The organism is Streptomyces sp. NPDC024017, assembly GCF_040638895.1.
GTDB lineage: Bacteria > Actinomycetota > Actinomycetes > Streptomycetales > Streptomycetaceae > Streptomyces.
Genome location: NZ_JBEZYZ010000018.1, coordinates 30,509 through 46,460, shown reverse-complemented (window position 1 = coordinate 46,460; position 15,952 = coordinate 30,509). Strand labels below are relative to the sequence as shown.

Genomic DNA, 15,952 nt, shown 5'->3' with positions numbered 1-15,952 from the left:
CGAACACCACACCGACCACAGCCATCATCACCGCAGGTCCGGCAGGTGCAGAAGGCATGACCAGCCGGCCCCGCGGGACCCGGGAGCGGCGCGCACCGGGAGCGCCCGGTGAGCGCGCCCCCCACCACCACGCTGGACGGAGCGCTGCGGGCACAGCCTCCGTCACCGGGCGCGCTGCTGCCCCGCACGCCGGTCCCCGGCCACCGGCCGGGCCTGGCCCTCCAACTCGTCCTCGCCCTGGTCTGCGCGGGATACGCCATCGGTTCCGCGGTCGGCTGGGGTTCGTACGAAGTGGCGATGTTCATGGGCGACTTCGGGCTGAGCGCCGCGGCCGCCACCGCCGCCGTCTCGTGCTTCGTCTACGCCCGCAGCCGCCGCCCCCGCTTTCGACCCGCCTGGCTGCTGTTCGGCCTCTCCTCGACCATGGCCTCCCTGGGCAACCTGGTCTGGGGGTGGTACGAGGTGGTCCTCGGACTGCCCGTGCCCAGTCCCAGCTACGCCGACCTGTTCTTCCTCTGCTTCGCGCCGCCCGCGATCGTCGGGCTGCTCGTGCTCGCCAAGCGGCCGGTGACCAAGGCCGGCTGGGTCTGCCTCGGGCTGGACGCCTGGCTGATCGGCGGCTCGCTGCTGACACTGGCGTGGAGCCTCGCCCTCGCCCAGGCCGCGAAGTCGGAAGGCCCCGGCGTGGCGCACGCCGCGCTGTCGCTGGCGTACCCGCTGCTCGACATCGCGCTGGTCAGCATGGTGCTCGCCCTGCACTTCAGGCGGTCCGAGGTGAACCGCTCGGCGGTCAACACCGCCATCGGCGCCCTCGCCCTGACCGTGATGTGCGACGCCCTGTTCACCTCCCCGCTCATGCACCACGACTACCGCTCCGGCCAGCTGCTGGACGCGGGCTGGTTCGCCGGCTCGCTGCTCCTGGCGTACGCCCCGTGGGCCGCGCCCCGCGCGGAGGGCGACCGGCGCGGCGGCCCCGGCCGGCACGGCGCCACGGGGCACACCCGCGTGGTGCACGAGCACGTGCCGGGGCAGCGCAGCGGACCCGGCCACCAGGTGCCCCTGCCCGGCGCCGAGCACAGCCGGTACCCGGCCGCCCGGCCCATCGCCGGCTCCCTCGCCGCCCTCACGCCGTATCTCGCGGCCGCCGTGTGCACCCTGGGGATCCTCTACAACGTCCTCAACGGCCGCAGCGTCGACCGCGTGGTCCTGCTGACCGGGGGCACGGTGGTGCTCGCGCTCGTCGTGCGCCAGGGCATCATGCTGCTCGACAACATCACCCTCACCCAGGAACTGGCGCAGAAGGAGAACCACTTCCGCTCCCTGGTGCAGGGCTCCAGCGACGTCATCATGATCGCCGCCCCCAGCGGCGTCCTGAGGTACGTCTCCCCGGCCGCCGCCGGTGTGTACGGCCGCTCGGCGGAGGAGCTGGTGGGTACGGAACTGGCCCATCTCATCCACCCCGAGGACCTGGGCTGCGTCGTGCACGAGGTGCGCAGGTTCCTCGCCGCCGACCCGGTCGAGGAACCCACCACGCGCATCGAGTGCCGCTTCCGCTCGGGCGACGAAGGCTGGCTGAACGTCGAGTCGACCGTCAACCGCCATCACGGCGGCCTCATCTTCAACAGCCGTGACGTGACCGAAAGGGTGCGGCTCCAGGCCCAGCTGCAGCACAACGCCGAGCACGACCCGCTCACCGACCTGCCCAACCGCGCCCTGTTCACCAAGCGCGTCCAGCACGCCCTCTCGGGCCGCCGCGCCTCCGACCGGGGCGTGGCCCTGCGGAACACGGCCGTGCTGTTCATCGATCTCGACGGATTCAAGGCCGTCAACGACACGATCGGGCACCAGGCCGGGGACGAGCTGCTCGTCCAGGCCGCCCGCAGACTCCAGGACTCCGTCCGGCAGGGCGACACCGCCTCCCGGCTCGGCGGAGACGAGTTCGCGGCCCTGATCGCCGGGGACAACACCCGCGACCGGGACGCCCGGGAGCGGCACATCCTGGAGCTCGCCGACCGCCTCAGGACGACGCTGTCGCAGCCCTATCTCATCGACGGCAACGATGTCCGTGTCAACGCCTCCATCGGCGTGGCCTTCGCGGAAGCCGGCCTCGGCGCGGGCGAACTGCTGCGCAACGCCGACCTGGCCATGTACCGCGCCAAGGCCGGCGGCAAGGGCCGCGTCGAGCTGTACAAGCCGCAGATGCAGCAGGACGTCGTCCGCAAGGCCGAGCTCGCCACCCGCCTGCGGGCCGCGCTGCACGACGGGGAGTTCGCCCTGCTGCACCAGCCGGTGGTGTCCCTGGCGGATGGCCGGATCACGTCGGTGTCCGCGCAGGCGCGCTGGCGCTCCTCGCAAGGGGTGCTCTTCACCCCGGCGGAGTTCCTGCGCGTGGCCGAGGACGGCGAGAAGACCGCCGAGCTGGGCCGGTGGATGATCGAGGAGGCCGTCGAGCAGGCCGCCGAGCGGCACGCGACCGGACTGTCCGTGCCGGTCGTCGTGCGGATGAGCGCCCGCAGGCTGCTGGACCGGTCGATGCCGCTCGGCTCGATCGAGGCGCTGCTCACGCGGCACGGGCTGCCGTCCGGGTCGCTGATCATCGAGCTGTCGGACGCCGACCCGAGGGTCTCCCTGGACGAGCTGGAGCGGCGCCTGGGCGCCCTGCGGCGGGTCGGTGTACGGATCGCGCTCGACGGGTTCGGCAGCGGCTACGCGGCGATCACGGCCCTCAGGCGGCTCCCCGTCGACGTCCTGAAGCTCGACCGCGGTCTGGTCGAGGGCGTCGTCGAGTCCGCGCGCCTGCACAAGATCACCAGCGGGCTGCTGCGCATCGCCGGCGACCTCGGGCTGAAGTCCGTGGCCGAAGGGGTGGATCTGCCCGAGCAGGTGATCGCCCTGCGCGCGATGGGCTGCACGCACGGGCAGGGCATGGCGTTCTCCGGGCCGCTCGACGAGTACCGGCTGCGCCGGGCGCTCGCCGCCGGCCACTATCCGGTGCCGAACGGACCGGCCGAACCGGCGTTCGCGGGCGGCGCCCCGCGGGTGTACAGCTCGGGTGTGTCCGCCGTCATCGGAGGCGGCACGGCCCTCCGCTCACATAATGAGACTCCCGTCCCACCCACTTGACAGTGAGTGCGTGCCGGGGGGAGGGTCAGTGCCATGCGCACTCGAATTCTCGTACTTGGAAAGCGCGTCGGCTGACGCTGAGCCTCGACCGCTCAGCGACCCCACCCGGCGCGCTCCCCTCGCTTGCCTTTTGGCACGAGGGGTTTTTTGTTGCACAGGCGCCTTTCGTGCAGCAGCCGAAGACCGTACAAAACCTCGCAAAAACCCTCAGCATCTGAGAAGAGAATGCCGATGACCGAGCAGGCCACCGGGGCCCACCACCCGCAGCCCCGGCCCCGATCCGGAGGACACCACTCCGCCCCCGAGCAGGTGACGGGCGCGCAGTCCCTCATCCGCTCTCTCGAGGAGGTCGGCGCCGACACGGTATTCGGCATTCCCGGTGGTTGCATCCTTCCGGCGTACGACCCGCTGATGGACTCCACCCGCGTGCGTCACGTCCTGGTGCGCCACGAGCAGGGCGCCGGTCACGCGGCCGAGGGGTACGCGCTGGCCACCGGCAAGGTCGGTGTCTGCATGGCGACCTCGGGCCCCGGTGCGACCAACCTGGTCACGCCGATCGCCGACGCGCACATGGACTCGGTGCCGATGGTCGCGATCACCGGACAGGTGGCCTCCAAGGCGATCGGCACGGACGCCTTCCAGGAGGCGGACATCGTCGGCATCACCATGCCGATCACCAAGCACAACTTCCTCGTCACCAAGGCCGATGACATCCCGCGGGTCATCGCCCAGGCCTTCCACATCGCCTCCACCGGCCGTCCCGGCCCGGTCCTGGTCGACATCGCCAAGGACGCCCTCCAGGCGAAGACGACCTTCTCCTGGCCGCCGGCCATGGACCTGCCCGGCTACCGCCCGGTGACCAAGCCGCACGCCAAGCAGATCCGCGAGGCCGCCAAGCTGATCACCCAGGCCCGCCGACCGGTGCTGTACGTCGGCGGCGGCGTGCTCAAGGCCCAGGCCACCGCCGAGCTGAAGGTCCTCGCCGAGCTCACCGGCGCGCCCGTCACCACGACCCTGATGGCGCTCGGCGCGTTCCCCGACAACCACCCGCAGCACCTGGGCATGCCCGGCATGCACGGCTCGGTGGCCGCCGTCACCGCCCTGCAGAAGGCCGACCTGATCGTCGCCCTCGGCGCCCGCTTCGACGACCGCGTCACCGGCAAGCTGGACAGCTTCGCCCCGCACGCCAAGATCGTCCACGCGGACATCGACCCGGCCGAGATCGGCAAGAACCGCGCCGCCGACGTGCCGATCGTCGGTGACGCCCGCGAGGTCATCGCCGACCTGGTCCAGGCCGTGCAGAAGGAGCACAGCGAGGGCCACCAGGGCGACTACACCGCATGGTGGAACGACCTGAACCGCTGGCGCGAGACCTACCCGCTCGGTTACGACCAGCCCGGCGACGGCTCGCTCTCCCCGCAGCAGGTCATCGAGCGCATCGGACAGCTCGCCCCCGAGGGCACGATCTTCACGGCGGGCGTCGGTCAGCACCAGATGTGGGCCGCGCACTACATCGAGTACGACAAGCCGGGCACCTGGCTGAACTCCGGCGGCGCCGGAACCATGGGCTACGCCGTCCCGGCCGCCATGGGCGCCAAGGCCGGCGCGCCCGAGCGGGCCGTCTGGGCGATCGACGGCGACGGCTGCTTCCAGATGACCAACCAGGAGCTCGCCACCTGCGCCCTGAACAACATCCCGATCAAGGTCGCCGTCATCAACAACGGCGCCCTCGGGATGGTCCGCCAGTGGCAGACCCTCTTCTACAACCAGCGGTACTCCAACACCGTCCTGCACTCCGGCCCGGACGACGTCAACCCCGAGGCCCGCGGCACCCGCGTCCCCGACTTCGTGAAGCTGTCGGAGGCCATGGGCTGCTACGCGATCCGCTGCGAGTCCCCGGACGACCTCGACAAGGTCATCGAAGAGGCGAACTCCATCAACGACCGCCCGGTCGTCGTCGACTTCATCGTCCACGAGGACGCGATGGTCTGGCCGATGGTCGCCGCCGGCACCTCCAACGACGAGATCATGGCCGCCCGGGACGTCCGCCCCGACTTCGGCGACAACGAAGACGACTGAGAGCCGTAAAGGAAGCAGATCATGTCCAAGCACACGCTCTCCGTCCTGGTGGAGAACACCCCCGGCATCCTCGCCCGGATCGCCGCCCTGTTCTCCCGCCGCGGCTTCAACATCGACTCCCTCGCGGTCGGTGTCACCGAGCACCCCGACATCTCCCGCATCACCATCGTCGTCGGCGTGGAGGACCTGCCGCTGGAGCAGGTCACCAAGCAGCTCAACAAGCTCGTCAACGTGCTGAAGATCGTCGAGCTGGAGCCGTCGCAGGCGGTGCAGCGCGAACTCGTCCTGGTGAAGGTGCGCGCCGACAACGAGACGCGCTCCCAGATCGTCGAGATCGTCCAGCTGTTCCGTGCCAAGACCGTCGACGTCTCCCCGGAGGCCGTCACCATCGAGGCCACCGGATCCGGCGAGAAGCTGACCGCGATGCTCAAGATGCTGGAGCCGTACGGCATCAAGGAGCTCGTCCAGTCCGGCACGATCGCGATCGGCCGCGGTGCCCGATCCATCACGGACCGATCGCTGCGCGCCCTGGACCGGTCGGCGTAAGACCCGGAACGGGCGGTCGGCGCGCCGTCGGCCGCCCGTATTCCGAGACCCTCAGACTTCCCTTCCGCCCCCCGTCATACGGTGGGACGCAACACCTGCACTCCCGAGGAGAGAACCCAAAGTGGCCGAGCTGTTCTACGACGCCGACGCCGACCTGTCCATCATCCAGGGCCGCAAGGTCGCGGTCATCGGTTACGGCAGCCAGGGCCACGCCCACGCGCTGTCGCTCCGTGACTCGGGTGTCGACGTGCGCGTCGGTCTGCACGAGGGCTCCAAGTCCAAGGCCAAGGCCGAGGAGCAGGGCCTGCGCGTGGTGAGCCCGTCGGAGGCCGCCGCCGAGGCCGACGTCATCATGATCCTCGTCCCGGACCCCATCCAGGCCCAGGTCTACGAGGAGCACATCAAGGACAACCTGAAGGACGGCGACGCGCTGTTCTTCGGCCACGGCCTGAACATCCGCTTCGGCTTCATCAAGCCCCCGGCCGGCGTGGACGTCTGCATGGTCGCCCCGAAGGGCCCGGGCCACCTGGTGCGCCGCCAGTACGAGGAGGGCCGCGGCGTTCCGTGCATCGCCGCCGTCGAGCAGGACTCCACGGGCAACGGCTTCGCGCTGGCCCTGTCGTACGCGAAGGGCATCGGCGGCACCCGCGCCGGCGTCATCAAGACGACCTTCACCGAGGAGACCGAGACCGACCTGTTCGGTGAGCAGGCCGTCCTCTGCGGTGGCACCGCGGCGCTGGTCAAGGCGGGCTTCGAGACGCTGACCGAGGCCGGCTACCAGCCGGAGATCGCCTACTTCGAGTGCCTGCACGAGCTGAAGCTGATCGTGGACCTCATGTACGAGGGCGGCCTGGAGAAGATGCGCTGGTCGATCTCCGAGACCGCCGAGTGGGGCGATTACGTCACCGGCCCGCGGATCATCACGGACGCCACCAAGGCCGAGATGAAGAAGGTCCTCGCCGAGATCCAGGACGGCACCTTCGCCCAGCAGTGGATGGACGAGTACCACGGCGGCCTGAAGAAGTACAACGAGTACAAGACCCAGGACTCCGAGCACCTGCTGGAGACCACCGGCAAGGAGCTGCGCAAGCTCATGAGCTGGGTCGACGAGGAGGCGTAAGCCGCCCGCCCGAGGGGCCGGAGCATTCCGCTCCGGCCCCTTCGGCGAACCCCGGGTAACGTCGGTGGTACGGCGTTGTCCATCCCGTCCGGCCACGGACGGGTGATCCTTCCGCAGCGGCGCAAGACGACGCCCCCGGCGCCACTAGACTGCTGCACACATAACGCGTCAGGCCCACAGCGTCGTGCGTCTTCCACGCGGCCACCACCCTCCACCGCCTGCGGCCGTCGGGACGGCCGTCCGCAGCACTGGACTTGTGAGGACTCACGTGAGCTCGAAACCCGTCGTACTCATCGCTGAAGAGCTGTCGCCCGCCACCGTCGACGCGCTGGGCCCGGACTTCGAGATCCGGCACTGCAACGGTGCGGACCGAGCCGAGCTGCTCCCGGCCATCGCCGACGTGGACGCGATCCTGGTCCGCTCGGCGACCAAGGTCGACGCCGAGGCGATCGCCGCCGCGAAGAAGCTGAAGGTCGTCGCACGAGCCGGCGTCGGCCTGGACAACGTGGACGTCTCCGCCGCCACCAAGGCCGGCGTGATGGTCGTCAACGCCCCCACCTCGAACATCGTGACCGCCGCCGAGCTGGCCTGCGGTCTGCTCGTCGCCACCGCCCGCAACATTCCGCAGGCGAACGCCGCGCTGAAGAACGGCGAGTGGAAGCGCAGCAAGTACACCGGCGTCGAGCTGGCCGAGAAGACCCTCGGCGTCGTCGGCCTCGGCCGCATCGGCGCGCTCGTCGCGCAGCGCATGTCGGCCTTCGGCATGAAGGTCGTCGCCTACGACCCCTACGTGCAGCCCGCCCGCGCCGCGCAGATGGGCGTCAAGGTGCTGTCGCTGGACGAGCTGCTCGAGGTCTCCGACTTCATCACCGTCCACCTCCCCAAGACCCCCGAGACCCTCGGCCTGATCGGCGACGAGGCGCTGCGCAAGGTCAAGCCGAGCGTGCGCATCGTCAACGCCGCGCGTGGCGGGATCGTCGACGAGGAGGCGCTGTACTCCGCCCTCAAGGAGGGCCGGGTCGCCGGTGCCGGTCTCGACGTGTACGCGAAGGAGCCCTGCACGGACTCCCCGCTGTTCGAGTTCGACCAGGTCGTCGCCACCCCGCACCTCGGTGCCTCCACGGACGAGGCGCAGGAGAAGGCCGGTATCGCCGTCGCCCGCTCGGTGCGCCTCGCCCTCGCCGGTGAGCTCGTGCCGGACGCGGTGAATGTGCAGGGCGGTGTCATCGCCGAGGACGTCAAGCCGGGTCTGCCGCTCGCCGAGCGCCTGGGCCGGATCTTCACCGCGCTCGCCGGTGAGGTCGCCGTCCGCCTCGACGTCGAGGTGTACGGCGAGATCACCCAGCACGACGTGAAGGTGCTGGAGCTGTCCGCGCTCAAGGGTGTCTTCGAGGACGTCGTCGACGAGACGGTGTCGTACGTCAACGCCCCGCTGTTCGCGCAGGAGCGCGGCGTCGAGGTGCGCCTCACCACCAGCTCCGAGGCGACCGAGCACCGCAACGTCGTCACGGTGCGCGGCACCCTCGCCGACGGCGAGGAGGTGTCGGTGTCCGGCACGCTGGCCGGCCCGAAGCACCTCCAGAAGATCGTCGCCGTCGGGGAGTTCGACATCGACCTCGCGCTCGCCGACCACATGATCGTGCTGAAGTACGAGGACCGGCCGGGTGTCGTCGGCACGGTGGGCCGCATCCTCGGCGAGGCGGGCCTCAACATCGCCGGCATGCAGGTGTCGCGGGCGGCGGCCGGTGGCGAGGCGCTGGCGGTGCTGACCGTGGACGACACGGTGACCGCCGGTGTGCTGGCCGAGGTCGCGGCGGAGATCGGCGCCACGTCCGCTCGTTCGGTGAACCTGGCCTGACCTTCCCGGGGGCTCCGCCCCCGGACCCCCGTTCGCCGCGAACGGACTCGTCCCTCAAACGCCGGACGGGCTGAGCTGATCAGCCTGTCCGGCGTTTGTCCGTACCCGGACCCGCCGCAGGGTCACCGCCCCCGCTGCCGCCGCGGCGGCCAGCAGCACCGCGCCCGTGACCGCCGCCGCGTGCATGCCGCTGGTGAAGGCCTCGCGTGCCGCCGTCGCCAGGGCGTCCCCCGCGCGCCCCGGGAGCCGGTCGGCCACGGCCAGGGCGCCGCCCAGGGTCTCGCGGGCCGCGGTGGGAGCCGAGGCCGGGATCTCGTGGCGGTAGACGGCGGTGCCGATGGAGCCGAGGAACGCCATGCTCAGCGCGCCGCCGAACTCCGTGCCGGTCTCCAGCAGGGACGACGCCGCCCCCGCCTTCTCCACCGGAGCGGAGCTCAGCGCCAGGTCGGCCACCTGGGACATCACGGTGACGATGCCGCAGGCCAGGACGGCGCACGCGGCCAGCAGCAGCCAGCGCGAGTCCGTACCGGCCAGGGCCAGCATCACGTAGCCGCACGAGGCGACGGCGAAGCCTGCGCCGACGACGTACGCGCGGGGCACGCCCCGCTGCACGAGGTGGGCGCCGACCGGCGCCGCGAGTGCGATGGGCACCGACGGCAGCAGGCTCCACAGCGCCGCCTCGAGCGGGCTGTTGCCCAGGACCGACTGGATGTACTGGGTCGTGAAGTACGCCGAGCCCATCATGCCGAAGGCGGCGGCGAGGTTGAGGACGACGGCCGGGCTGAAGCCGCGGCCCCGGAACAGCGCCGGCGAGATCAGCGGGGAGGCCGCCGTGCGCTGGCGGTGGACGAACAGCGCGGCGAAGAGCAGGCCGACGGTCACCGACATCACGTACCGCACGTTCCAGCCCTCTGACGCGAGTTCCTTCAGCCCGTAGATCACGGGGAGCACCGCCGCCATCGACAGAGGGACGCTCAGCAGATCGAAGCGGCCCGGGTTCGGGGTGCGCGACTCGGGCAGCAGGACGGGGCCCAGGACCAGGAGCAGCAGCATCGCGGGCAGGTTGACCAGGAAGACCGAGCCCCACCAGAAGTGCTCGACGATCACCCCGCTCATCACCGAGCCGAGCGCGATGCCGGCCGTCATCACGCCCGACCACACCCCGATCGCCTTGGTGCGCTGCGCGGGGTCGGTGAACATCGTGCGCACCAGCGCCATCGTGGACGGCATCAGCGTCGCGCCGCCGATGCCGAGGACCGCGCGGGCGGCGATCAGGGTCTCGGCGCTGGTGGCGTAGGCCGCGACCAGGGAGGCCGTGCCGAAGGCGGCGGCGCCGATCAGCAGGAGCCTGCGGCGGCCGATGCGGTCGCCGAGCGAGCCCATCGTCATCAGCAGGCCGGCCAGCACGAAGCCGTAGATGTCGAAGATCCACAGCTGCTGGGTGGCGCTCGGCTCCAGGTCGGCGCTGATCGCGGGGATCGCGAAGTAGAGGACGGACACGTCCATCGAGACCAGCAGCAGCGGGAGCATCAGCACACCGAGAGCGGTCCATTCGCGGCGGCCGGCGCGGGCGGGAGGGTGCGGGTTCGTCGTCATGGCCAGGACTGTACGAGCGTATTAAACGGTTGTCTAGTACGACTGTTTAAGACGCTCGTATGGGACGCATGTATGGACGCGGAGGTAGGGTGATGTGTCATGGGACACCGTGAGGATCTGCTCGAAGGCGCCAAGCGCTGCCTGCTGGCGAAGGGCTTCCTGCGCACGACCGCGCGCGACATCGTCAAGGAGTCGGGGACCAACCTGGCGTCGATCGGCTACCACTACGGCTCGAAGGACGCGCTGCTGGCGCAGGCGTACGTCGGGATGGTGGAGGGGATGTCCGACGCTTTCGAGGGGGGCGGCGAACTGCGGGGCGAGCCGGGGTCGCTGGAGCGGTTCACCGAGGTGTGGGCGAACATCATCGGGACCATGCGCGAGCCGGGGTCCATGTGGCGGCTCAGCATGGAGATCGTGGCCATGGGGGACCAGCTGCCGGAAGTGCGGGAGCATCTGGCGCGGGCGCAGCGTGAGGGGGCGCGCGGGATCGTCACGCTCTTCCACGGAGGGCGCGAGGAGGACGTCCCCGAGGAGCGGGTGGACACCCTCGGCTACTTCTACCTCACCCTGATGATGGGGCTCATGGCGCAGTGGACCTTCGACCCCGAGAGCGCACCCGAGGCCGGTCAGCTCGCCGCGGGGCTCCGTCAGGTGATCGAGGGCGCTACCCGGACGTGACGCGCCCCTCGCGCATCTCGACGACCCGGTCCGCGAAGTGCCGTACGACCGCCCGGTCGTGGCAGATGAACAGGTAGCCGAGGCCCAGGTCGTCCTGGAGGTCGGCCAGCAGGTTCAGGACACCTGCCCGAACCGACGGGTCGAGTGACGACACCGGCTCGTCCAGGACCAGCATGCGGGGGCCGGAGGCCAGGGCGCGGGCGATGCCGGCCCGCTGGCACTGGCCGCCGGAGAGTTCGTGCGGCCTGCGGTCGCCGTACGCGGGGTCGAGTCCGACCCGGTCGAGGAGTTCGGCGACCCGGGCGGGGCCGTCGGCGGGATGCCAGCGGCCCTGGACCTTCAGGGGCTCGGCGATGGCGTCCCGGATGCGGTGGCGGGGGCTGAGGGTGCCGTAGGGGTCCTGGAAGACCGGTTGCAGGCGCGGGCGCAGCGGACGCAGTTCGCGATCGGAGAGATTCGTCAACTCCCGTCCCTCGAAGCGCACATGTCCCGCGTCCGGGCGGCGCAGCTGGAGCACCGCCAGGGCCGTGGAGGACTTGCCGCAGCCGGACGGGCCGCTCAGGGCCAGGGTCTCGCCGGCGGCCAGGGAGAAGGAGACACCGTCCACGGCGGTGACCGGGCCGTAGCGGACGACCAGGTCCCGGACATCCAGCAGAAGGTCGTCGGTCATGCGGTCTGGCGCTCCTTCAGGAACAACGCGTGGGCGGGATGGGGGAGTTCCTCGGCGCGGTGACAGGCGAGCAGGCGTCCGTCCAGCTGCCGGGGCTCCGGCTCCGCCGTGCGGCACGGGTCCGCCGCGAGCGGGCAGCGCGGGGCGAAGGCGCAGCCCGGCGGGAGCGCGCCCGGGACGGGCGGGGTCCCCCGCAAGGTGGGCAGGCGCCCGCCGGGCAGCGCGTTCCGGGGGAGCGACGCCAGCAGGCCGGCCGTGTACGGGGCCCGGGGACGGGCCAGCACCTCGTCCGCCGCGCCGAGTTCGGTGAGACGCCCGGCGTACATGACCAGCACGCGGTCCGCGTGGCCGCCGACGACGTCCATGTCGTGCGTCACGAGGACCAGCGCGGCCCCGACGGCTTCCCGCTGCTCCGCCAGCAGCCGCAGCACCTGGTCGCGCCGCTCCTCGTCGAGAGCGGTGGTGGGCTCGTCGGCGACGACGACGTCCGGTTCGTTGATCGTCGCCATGGCGATCACCGCGCGCTGCCGCATGCCGCCGGAGTACTCGTGCGGATACGCCCGTGCCCTGCGGGCCGCGTCGGGGATGCCGACCCGGTCCAGGGCCGCGACCGCCCGGGCCCGCGCCTCCTTGCGGGACACCCCGGCCACCGACCGCACGGCCGCGGCCAGTTGGTCGCCCACCGGGTGCACCGGGGAGAGAGCGGACAGGGCGTCCTGCGGGACCAGGGAGATGCGGCGGCCGCGGTGGGCCGAGAGGTCCGGGTGGATCGTCCCGCTGGTCGTCGCGGAGCGCGGGAGCATGCCGAGGAGGGCACGGGCCGTGAGGGACTTGCCCGCTCCCGACTCGCCGACGACGGCCAGCACCTCGCGCGGGCGGACGTCGAAGGACACGCCGCGCACGGCCTCGACCCCGTCGAAGGCGATGCGCAGCTCGCGCACCGATAGCAGTGGCTCAGACTCCAACGGGGGCCTCCTTCGTGACCGGAGCCGGGGTGACGCGCCGTGTCCTGCGGCCTTGCGCGAGCGCGGCCCCCGACACCGCGAGACCGGCCAGCAGGGCCAGCGCCACCGCCGGGGCGAGGGCCGCCCACGGGGCGCGTTCCACATACGCGCGGGACTCGTCGAGCAGCAGACCCCATTCGGGAGCCGGTGGCTGCGCGCCCAGACCGAGGAAGCCCAGTGAGGCCAGGGCCAGGGCGATGCCCGGCAGCCGCAGCAGGGCGTGCCGGGCGACCGGGGCGGCCACGGACGGCAGGACGTGCCGGGTGAGGATCCAGAACGGGCTCGCCCCGATGGCCCGTTGGGCGGTGAGGAACGCCGACGCGCGCACCTCCTGCACCAGAGCCGCCGCGTGCGCGGACAGGGCCGGCCAGGAGATCAGCGCGACCGCGAGGGCCGCACCGCCGGTGCCGGGCCCGACGGCCGCCGCGAGGAGGATGCCGACGATCACCGGGGGCAGGGCGTTGGCGATGTCCGCCGCGCCCTCCGCGATCCGCGGCAGGAATCCCAGCGCGAGCGCGACCAGCAGGCTCAGCAGGCAGACGGCCGCCGCCGTGCCGACCGTGGTGGCGGCGCCGTGACCCAGCCGGGCGAGCACGTCACGGCCGAGGCCGTCGGTGCCGAGCGGGTGCTGCCACGAGGGCGCGGCCAGCCTGGCCGTGGTGTTCACCGCGTACGGGTCCCGCAGCAGGCCCCAGCCGATGGTCACGGCCAGGACGGCGAACAGCGTCGCCGGGACCGCGGGATGCGCCCGTACCGGCCGGGCCGGGGGCAGCGCCAGCGAGGCGTCCCGCAGGGCCGGGCCCAGCAACCGCCGCCGCGCGAACGCCGCCAGCGCGCCCGTGACCAGGCCGAGCGCCAGCAGCCCCAGCACCGAGCCCTGGAGCAGCGGCAGGTCCTGCGACTTGGCCGCACCGAGCGCGGTACGGCCGATGCCCGGCACGGCGAAGACCGTCTCCACGGCGACCGCGCCACCGGTGAGCCCGACGGCGGCCATGCCGAACTGCGGGACCAGCGGCGGCAGGGCGCGGCGCAGCGCGGCGGCGGCGATGCCCGCCCGGCTCACCCCGGCGCCCCGCCACAGCTCCACCCACCGTTCGTCGAGCACGGCGGGCAGCGCGTCCGCGACCAGCCGGCCGAGCAGGCCGCCCGCGGGGACACCGAGGGCCACGGCGGGCAGGACCATGTTCTCCGGCCCCACCCAGCCCGAGGTCGGCAGCCATCCCAGCCACACCCCGAACAGCAGCAGCGCGACCGTGGCCAGCAGGAACTCGGGTACGGCGGCCAGCATCGCGGCCCACGCCCCGGCCGAGGCCCGGCCCCGCACCAGCACCGGCGCCACCAGCGCGCACGCCAGCAGCACCGCGACGCCGAGCGAGGCGCCCATCAGCGCCAGCGACACCTGGAGCCCGGCGACCACGGAGGGCAGGACCTCGGCGCCCGACACCCAGGAGGTACCGAGGTCGCCGTGCAGAAGGTCGGAGGCCCAGCCGCCCAGCAGGGACAGCGGCCCTGCGTCCAGACCGAGGTCCCGCCGTACGGACTCCAGGGCTTCCTCGGTGGGGTCCTGCTCGGCGGAGCGGGCGCGCAGCACGGCCAGCGCCGGGTCCCGGCCGGAGAGCCAGGGCAGCAGACCGACGGCGGCCAGGACGGCGATCAGACAGCACAGGCGGGTCAGCGCGGCGGCACCGGCCAACCGTCGTATACGGTCCTTCACTTGACGTGGGTGTCCGCCGTGACGAGCTCTCGCTCACGCGGGTCGTGCGCGGCGCCGGTGACGCCCGCGGCGTCGCCCTGGATCACCCGCTCGTGCAGCATCGGCACGGCCGCGTCGGTGCCCAGCACGGCGGCCTCGGCGGCGATGACGGCGGCCCGGCGCACATCACCGGTCCGGATCTCGCCGGCCTTCTTCAAGGCCTTGTCGACGGCCGGGTCGGCGAGCTGGGCGATGTTGAAGGAACCGTCGGAGGCGAAGTCGCTGTAGAGGTAGGCGGCCGGGTCGCCGGAGTCGAGGACGGTGGCGCGGGAGAGGATGAACGCGTCGAACTCGCCCGCCAGCGCGTCGGACTCGATGTTGGCGTACTCGCGCACGTCGAGCTTCACCTTGAACCCGGCCTTCTGCAGCTGCTGTTGCAGCGCCGCGGCGACCTCGGGCAGCTCGGCGCGGTCGGTGAAGGTGCCGATGGTGATCGTCCTGCCGGCCGGGTCGCCCGCCGCGGCCCGCCGCACCGGCTTGCGCAGCTCCGCGGCCCACGGCAGGGCGGGGCCGAGCAGCCCCTCGGCGACGTCGGCGCGCCTCTCGTACACGCCCTTCACGATCGACTCGGCGTCGATCGCCTCCCGGGCCGCCGCCCGCAGCCCGGCGTCCTTGAACGCGCCCTTCTCGGTGTTGAGGTAGAGGGTGTTGGTGCGCGGCATGGGCACCTCGGTGATCAGGTCCTGGTCCAGCACCGCCGCCTGCGAGACCGGGACCGCCTCGACGATGTCGGCCTCGCCACTGCGCAGGGAGGCCGCGCGGGCGGTGCCGTCGGGCACGAACCGCACGTCGATCCCGGGGGCCTTCGCCTTCTTCCCCCAGTAGCGGTCGTAGCGGTCCAGGGCGGCGGAGGAGGTGCCGTTGACCTTCGTCAGCTCGAAGGGCCCGGTGCCCGCGCCGACAGGGTCGACGGACTTCCCCCGGTAGGCCCTGGCGGCCAGGATCGACAGCTGCGGGGAGCTGAGCCGCTGCGGGACCAGGGGGTCCTCGGTGGCGGTGGTGACGATGACCTTGTCGCCGTCGGCCTTCGCGGTCAGGTCCACGCCGTCGAGGATGCGGGGCTTGGGCGAGGCCGCGGCGGCCTTGGTGAGGGAGGTGACGACGGCTTCGGCGGTGAGCTTCGTGCCGTCGTGGAAGGTGACGCCGTCGCGCAGGGTGAAGGTCCAGCTCGTTCCTGCCTGGGTCCACTCGGTGGCGAGCGCGGGCTCGGCGTCACCGTCCGCGTCCAGCTTGACCAGCGTCTCCGCCGTCGACCAGCGCGACAGTTTGAAGGCGTCGTCCGACAGCGGGGACAGTGCCGAGCGCGGTGGCTGCATCATGGCGACGCGTATGCGCTTCCCTCCCGCCCCGGAGTCGTCCGAGGCCGACTGTCCGCCGGCGAAGCAGCCGGTGAGCAGGGCGGAGGCAGCGGTCAGGGCGATGAGGGGGACGAGCCGAGGGGGGACGCGCACGGGGCCCTCCGGGTAAAGGGGTGGTCAAGAGAGCGGTTGCGCCGACCTTAGCATTGACAATCGTTTTCAACAAT

The 15,952-nt window shown here is 72.0% G+C and carries 11 protein-coding genes; 6 read left to right on the top strand and 5 right to left on the bottom strand.

Features of this window, described 5'->3' with window-relative positions; translation table 11 throughout:
* Positions 1 to 108 precede the first annotated feature (108 nt).
* From AB0G20_RS35870 to serA, 5 genes are all read left to right on the top strand, one after another.
* Positions 109 to 3,123, top strand: a complete 3,015-nt coding sequence (locus AB0G20_RS35870; protein WP_361310063.1) for an EAL domain-containing protein — start codon at positions 109 to 111, stop codon at positions 3,121 to 3,123.
* Between the two features lie 231 nt (positions 3,124 to 3,354).
* Positions 3,355 to 5,202 (top strand): acetolactate synthase large subunit, encoded by a 1,848-nt coding sequence (locus tag AB0G20_RS35865; protein WP_361310060.1) that lies wholly within the window; start codon positions 3,355 to 3,357, stop codon positions 5,200 to 5,202.
* A 21-nt stretch (positions 5,203 to 5,223) separates the two neighbouring features.
* Positions 5,224 to 5,748 (top strand): acetolactate synthase small subunit, encoded by a 525-nt coding sequence (ilvN, locus tag AB0G20_RS35860; RefSeq protein WP_003993148.1) that lies wholly within the window; start codon positions 5,224 to 5,226, stop codon positions 5,746 to 5,748.
* Positions 5,749 to 5,869: 121 nt separating this feature from the next.
* Positions 5,870 to 6,868: a ketol-acid reductoisomerase gene (ilvC, locus tag AB0G20_RS35855; RefSeq protein WP_361310057.1), complete on the top strand. Its 999-nt coding sequence runs from the start codon at positions 5,870 to 5,872 to the stop codon at positions 6,866 to 6,868.
* A 268-nt stretch (positions 6,869 to 7,136) separates the two neighbouring features.
* Entirely contained in the window at positions 7,137 to 8,726 is a 1,590-nt protein-coding gene (serA, locus tag AB0G20_RS35850) for a phosphoglycerate dehydrogenase (RefSeq protein ID WP_361310054.1), read from the top strand.
* A 54-nt stretch (positions 8,727 to 8,780) separates the two neighbouring features.
* On the opposite strand, the gene AB0G20_RS35845 is transcribed toward serA, so the two are convergent.
* Complete coding sequence (locus tag AB0G20_RS35845) at positions 8,781 to 10,322, bottom strand: MFS transporter (RefSeq protein ID WP_361310051.1); 1,542 nt, start codon at positions 10,320 to 10,322, stop codon at positions 8,781 to 8,783.
* A 99-nt stretch (positions 10,323 to 10,421) separates the two neighbouring features.
* Here AB0G20_RS35845 and AB0G20_RS35840 point away from each other — a divergent pair, with 99 nt between their 5' ends.
* Positions 10,422 to 11,000: a TetR/AcrR family transcriptional regulator gene (locus AB0G20_RS35840; protein ID WP_361310049.1), complete on the top strand. Its 579-nt coding sequence runs from the start codon at positions 10,422 to 10,424 to the stop codon at positions 10,998 to 11,000.
* Here the strand turns inward: AB0G20_RS35840 and AB0G20_RS35835 are convergent.
* Genes AB0G20_RS35835 through AB0G20_RS35820 form a run of 4 tightly spaced genes read right to left on the bottom strand, consistent with a single transcriptional unit; the run spans position 10,987 to position 15,878 of the window.
* Positions 10,987 to 11,670, bottom strand: a complete 684-nt coding sequence (locus tag AB0G20_RS35835) for a dipeptide/oligopeptide/nickel ABC transporter ATP-binding protein (protein WP_361310046.1) — start codon at positions 11,668 to 11,670, stop codon at positions 10,987 to 10,989. The two genes, AB0G20_RS35840 and AB0G20_RS35835, sit on opposite strands and share 14 nt — an antisense overlap.
* Positions 11,667 to 12,635, bottom strand: a complete 969-nt coding sequence (locus AB0G20_RS35830; RefSeq protein ID WP_361310043.1) for an ABC transporter ATP-binding protein — start codon at positions 12,633 to 12,635, stop codon at positions 11,667 to 11,669. The genes AB0G20_RS35835 and AB0G20_RS35830 overlap by 4 nt, the downstream gene beginning before the upstream one ends.
* Positions 12,625 to 14,388: an ABC transporter permease subunit gene (locus tag AB0G20_RS35825; RefSeq protein WP_361310041.1), complete on the bottom strand. Its 1,764-nt coding sequence runs from the start codon at positions 14,386 to 14,388 to the stop codon at positions 12,625 to 12,627. Before AB0G20_RS35825 ends, AB0G20_RS35830 begins: the two co-directional genes overlap by 11 nt.
* Positions 14,385 to 15,878, bottom strand: a complete 1,494-nt coding sequence (locus tag AB0G20_RS35820; RefSeq protein WP_361310039.1) for an ABC transporter substrate-binding protein — start codon at positions 15,876 to 15,878, stop codon at positions 14,385 to 14,387. Before AB0G20_RS35820 ends, AB0G20_RS35825 begins: the two co-directional genes overlap by 4 nt.
* Positions 15,879 to 15,952: the final 74 nt, after the last annotated feature.

What these genes read in the sequence shown, in the direction of transcription:
- AB0G20_RS35865 (WP_361310060.1), top strand. Translation starts at nt 3,355, where the DNA reads ATGACCGAGCAGGCCACCGGGGCCCACCACCCGCAGCCCCGGCCCCGA.
- AB0G20_RS35845 (WP_361310051.1), bottom strand. Translation starts at nt 10,322, where the DNA reads ATGACGACGAACCCGCACCCTCCCGCCCGCGCCGGCCGCCGCGAATGG.
- AB0G20_RS35840 (WP_361310049.1), top strand. Translation starts at nt 10,422, where the DNA reads ATGGGACACCGTGAGGATCTGCTCGAAGGCGCCAAGCGCTGCCTGCTG.
- ilvN (WP_003993148.1), top strand. Translation starts at nt 5,224, where the DNA reads ATGTCCAAGCACACGCTCTCCGTCCTGGTGGAGAACACCCCCGGCATC.
- AB0G20_RS35835 (WP_361310046.1), bottom strand. Translation starts at nt 11,670, where the DNA reads ATGACCGACGACCTTCTGCTGGATGTCCGGGACCTGGTCGTCCGCTAC.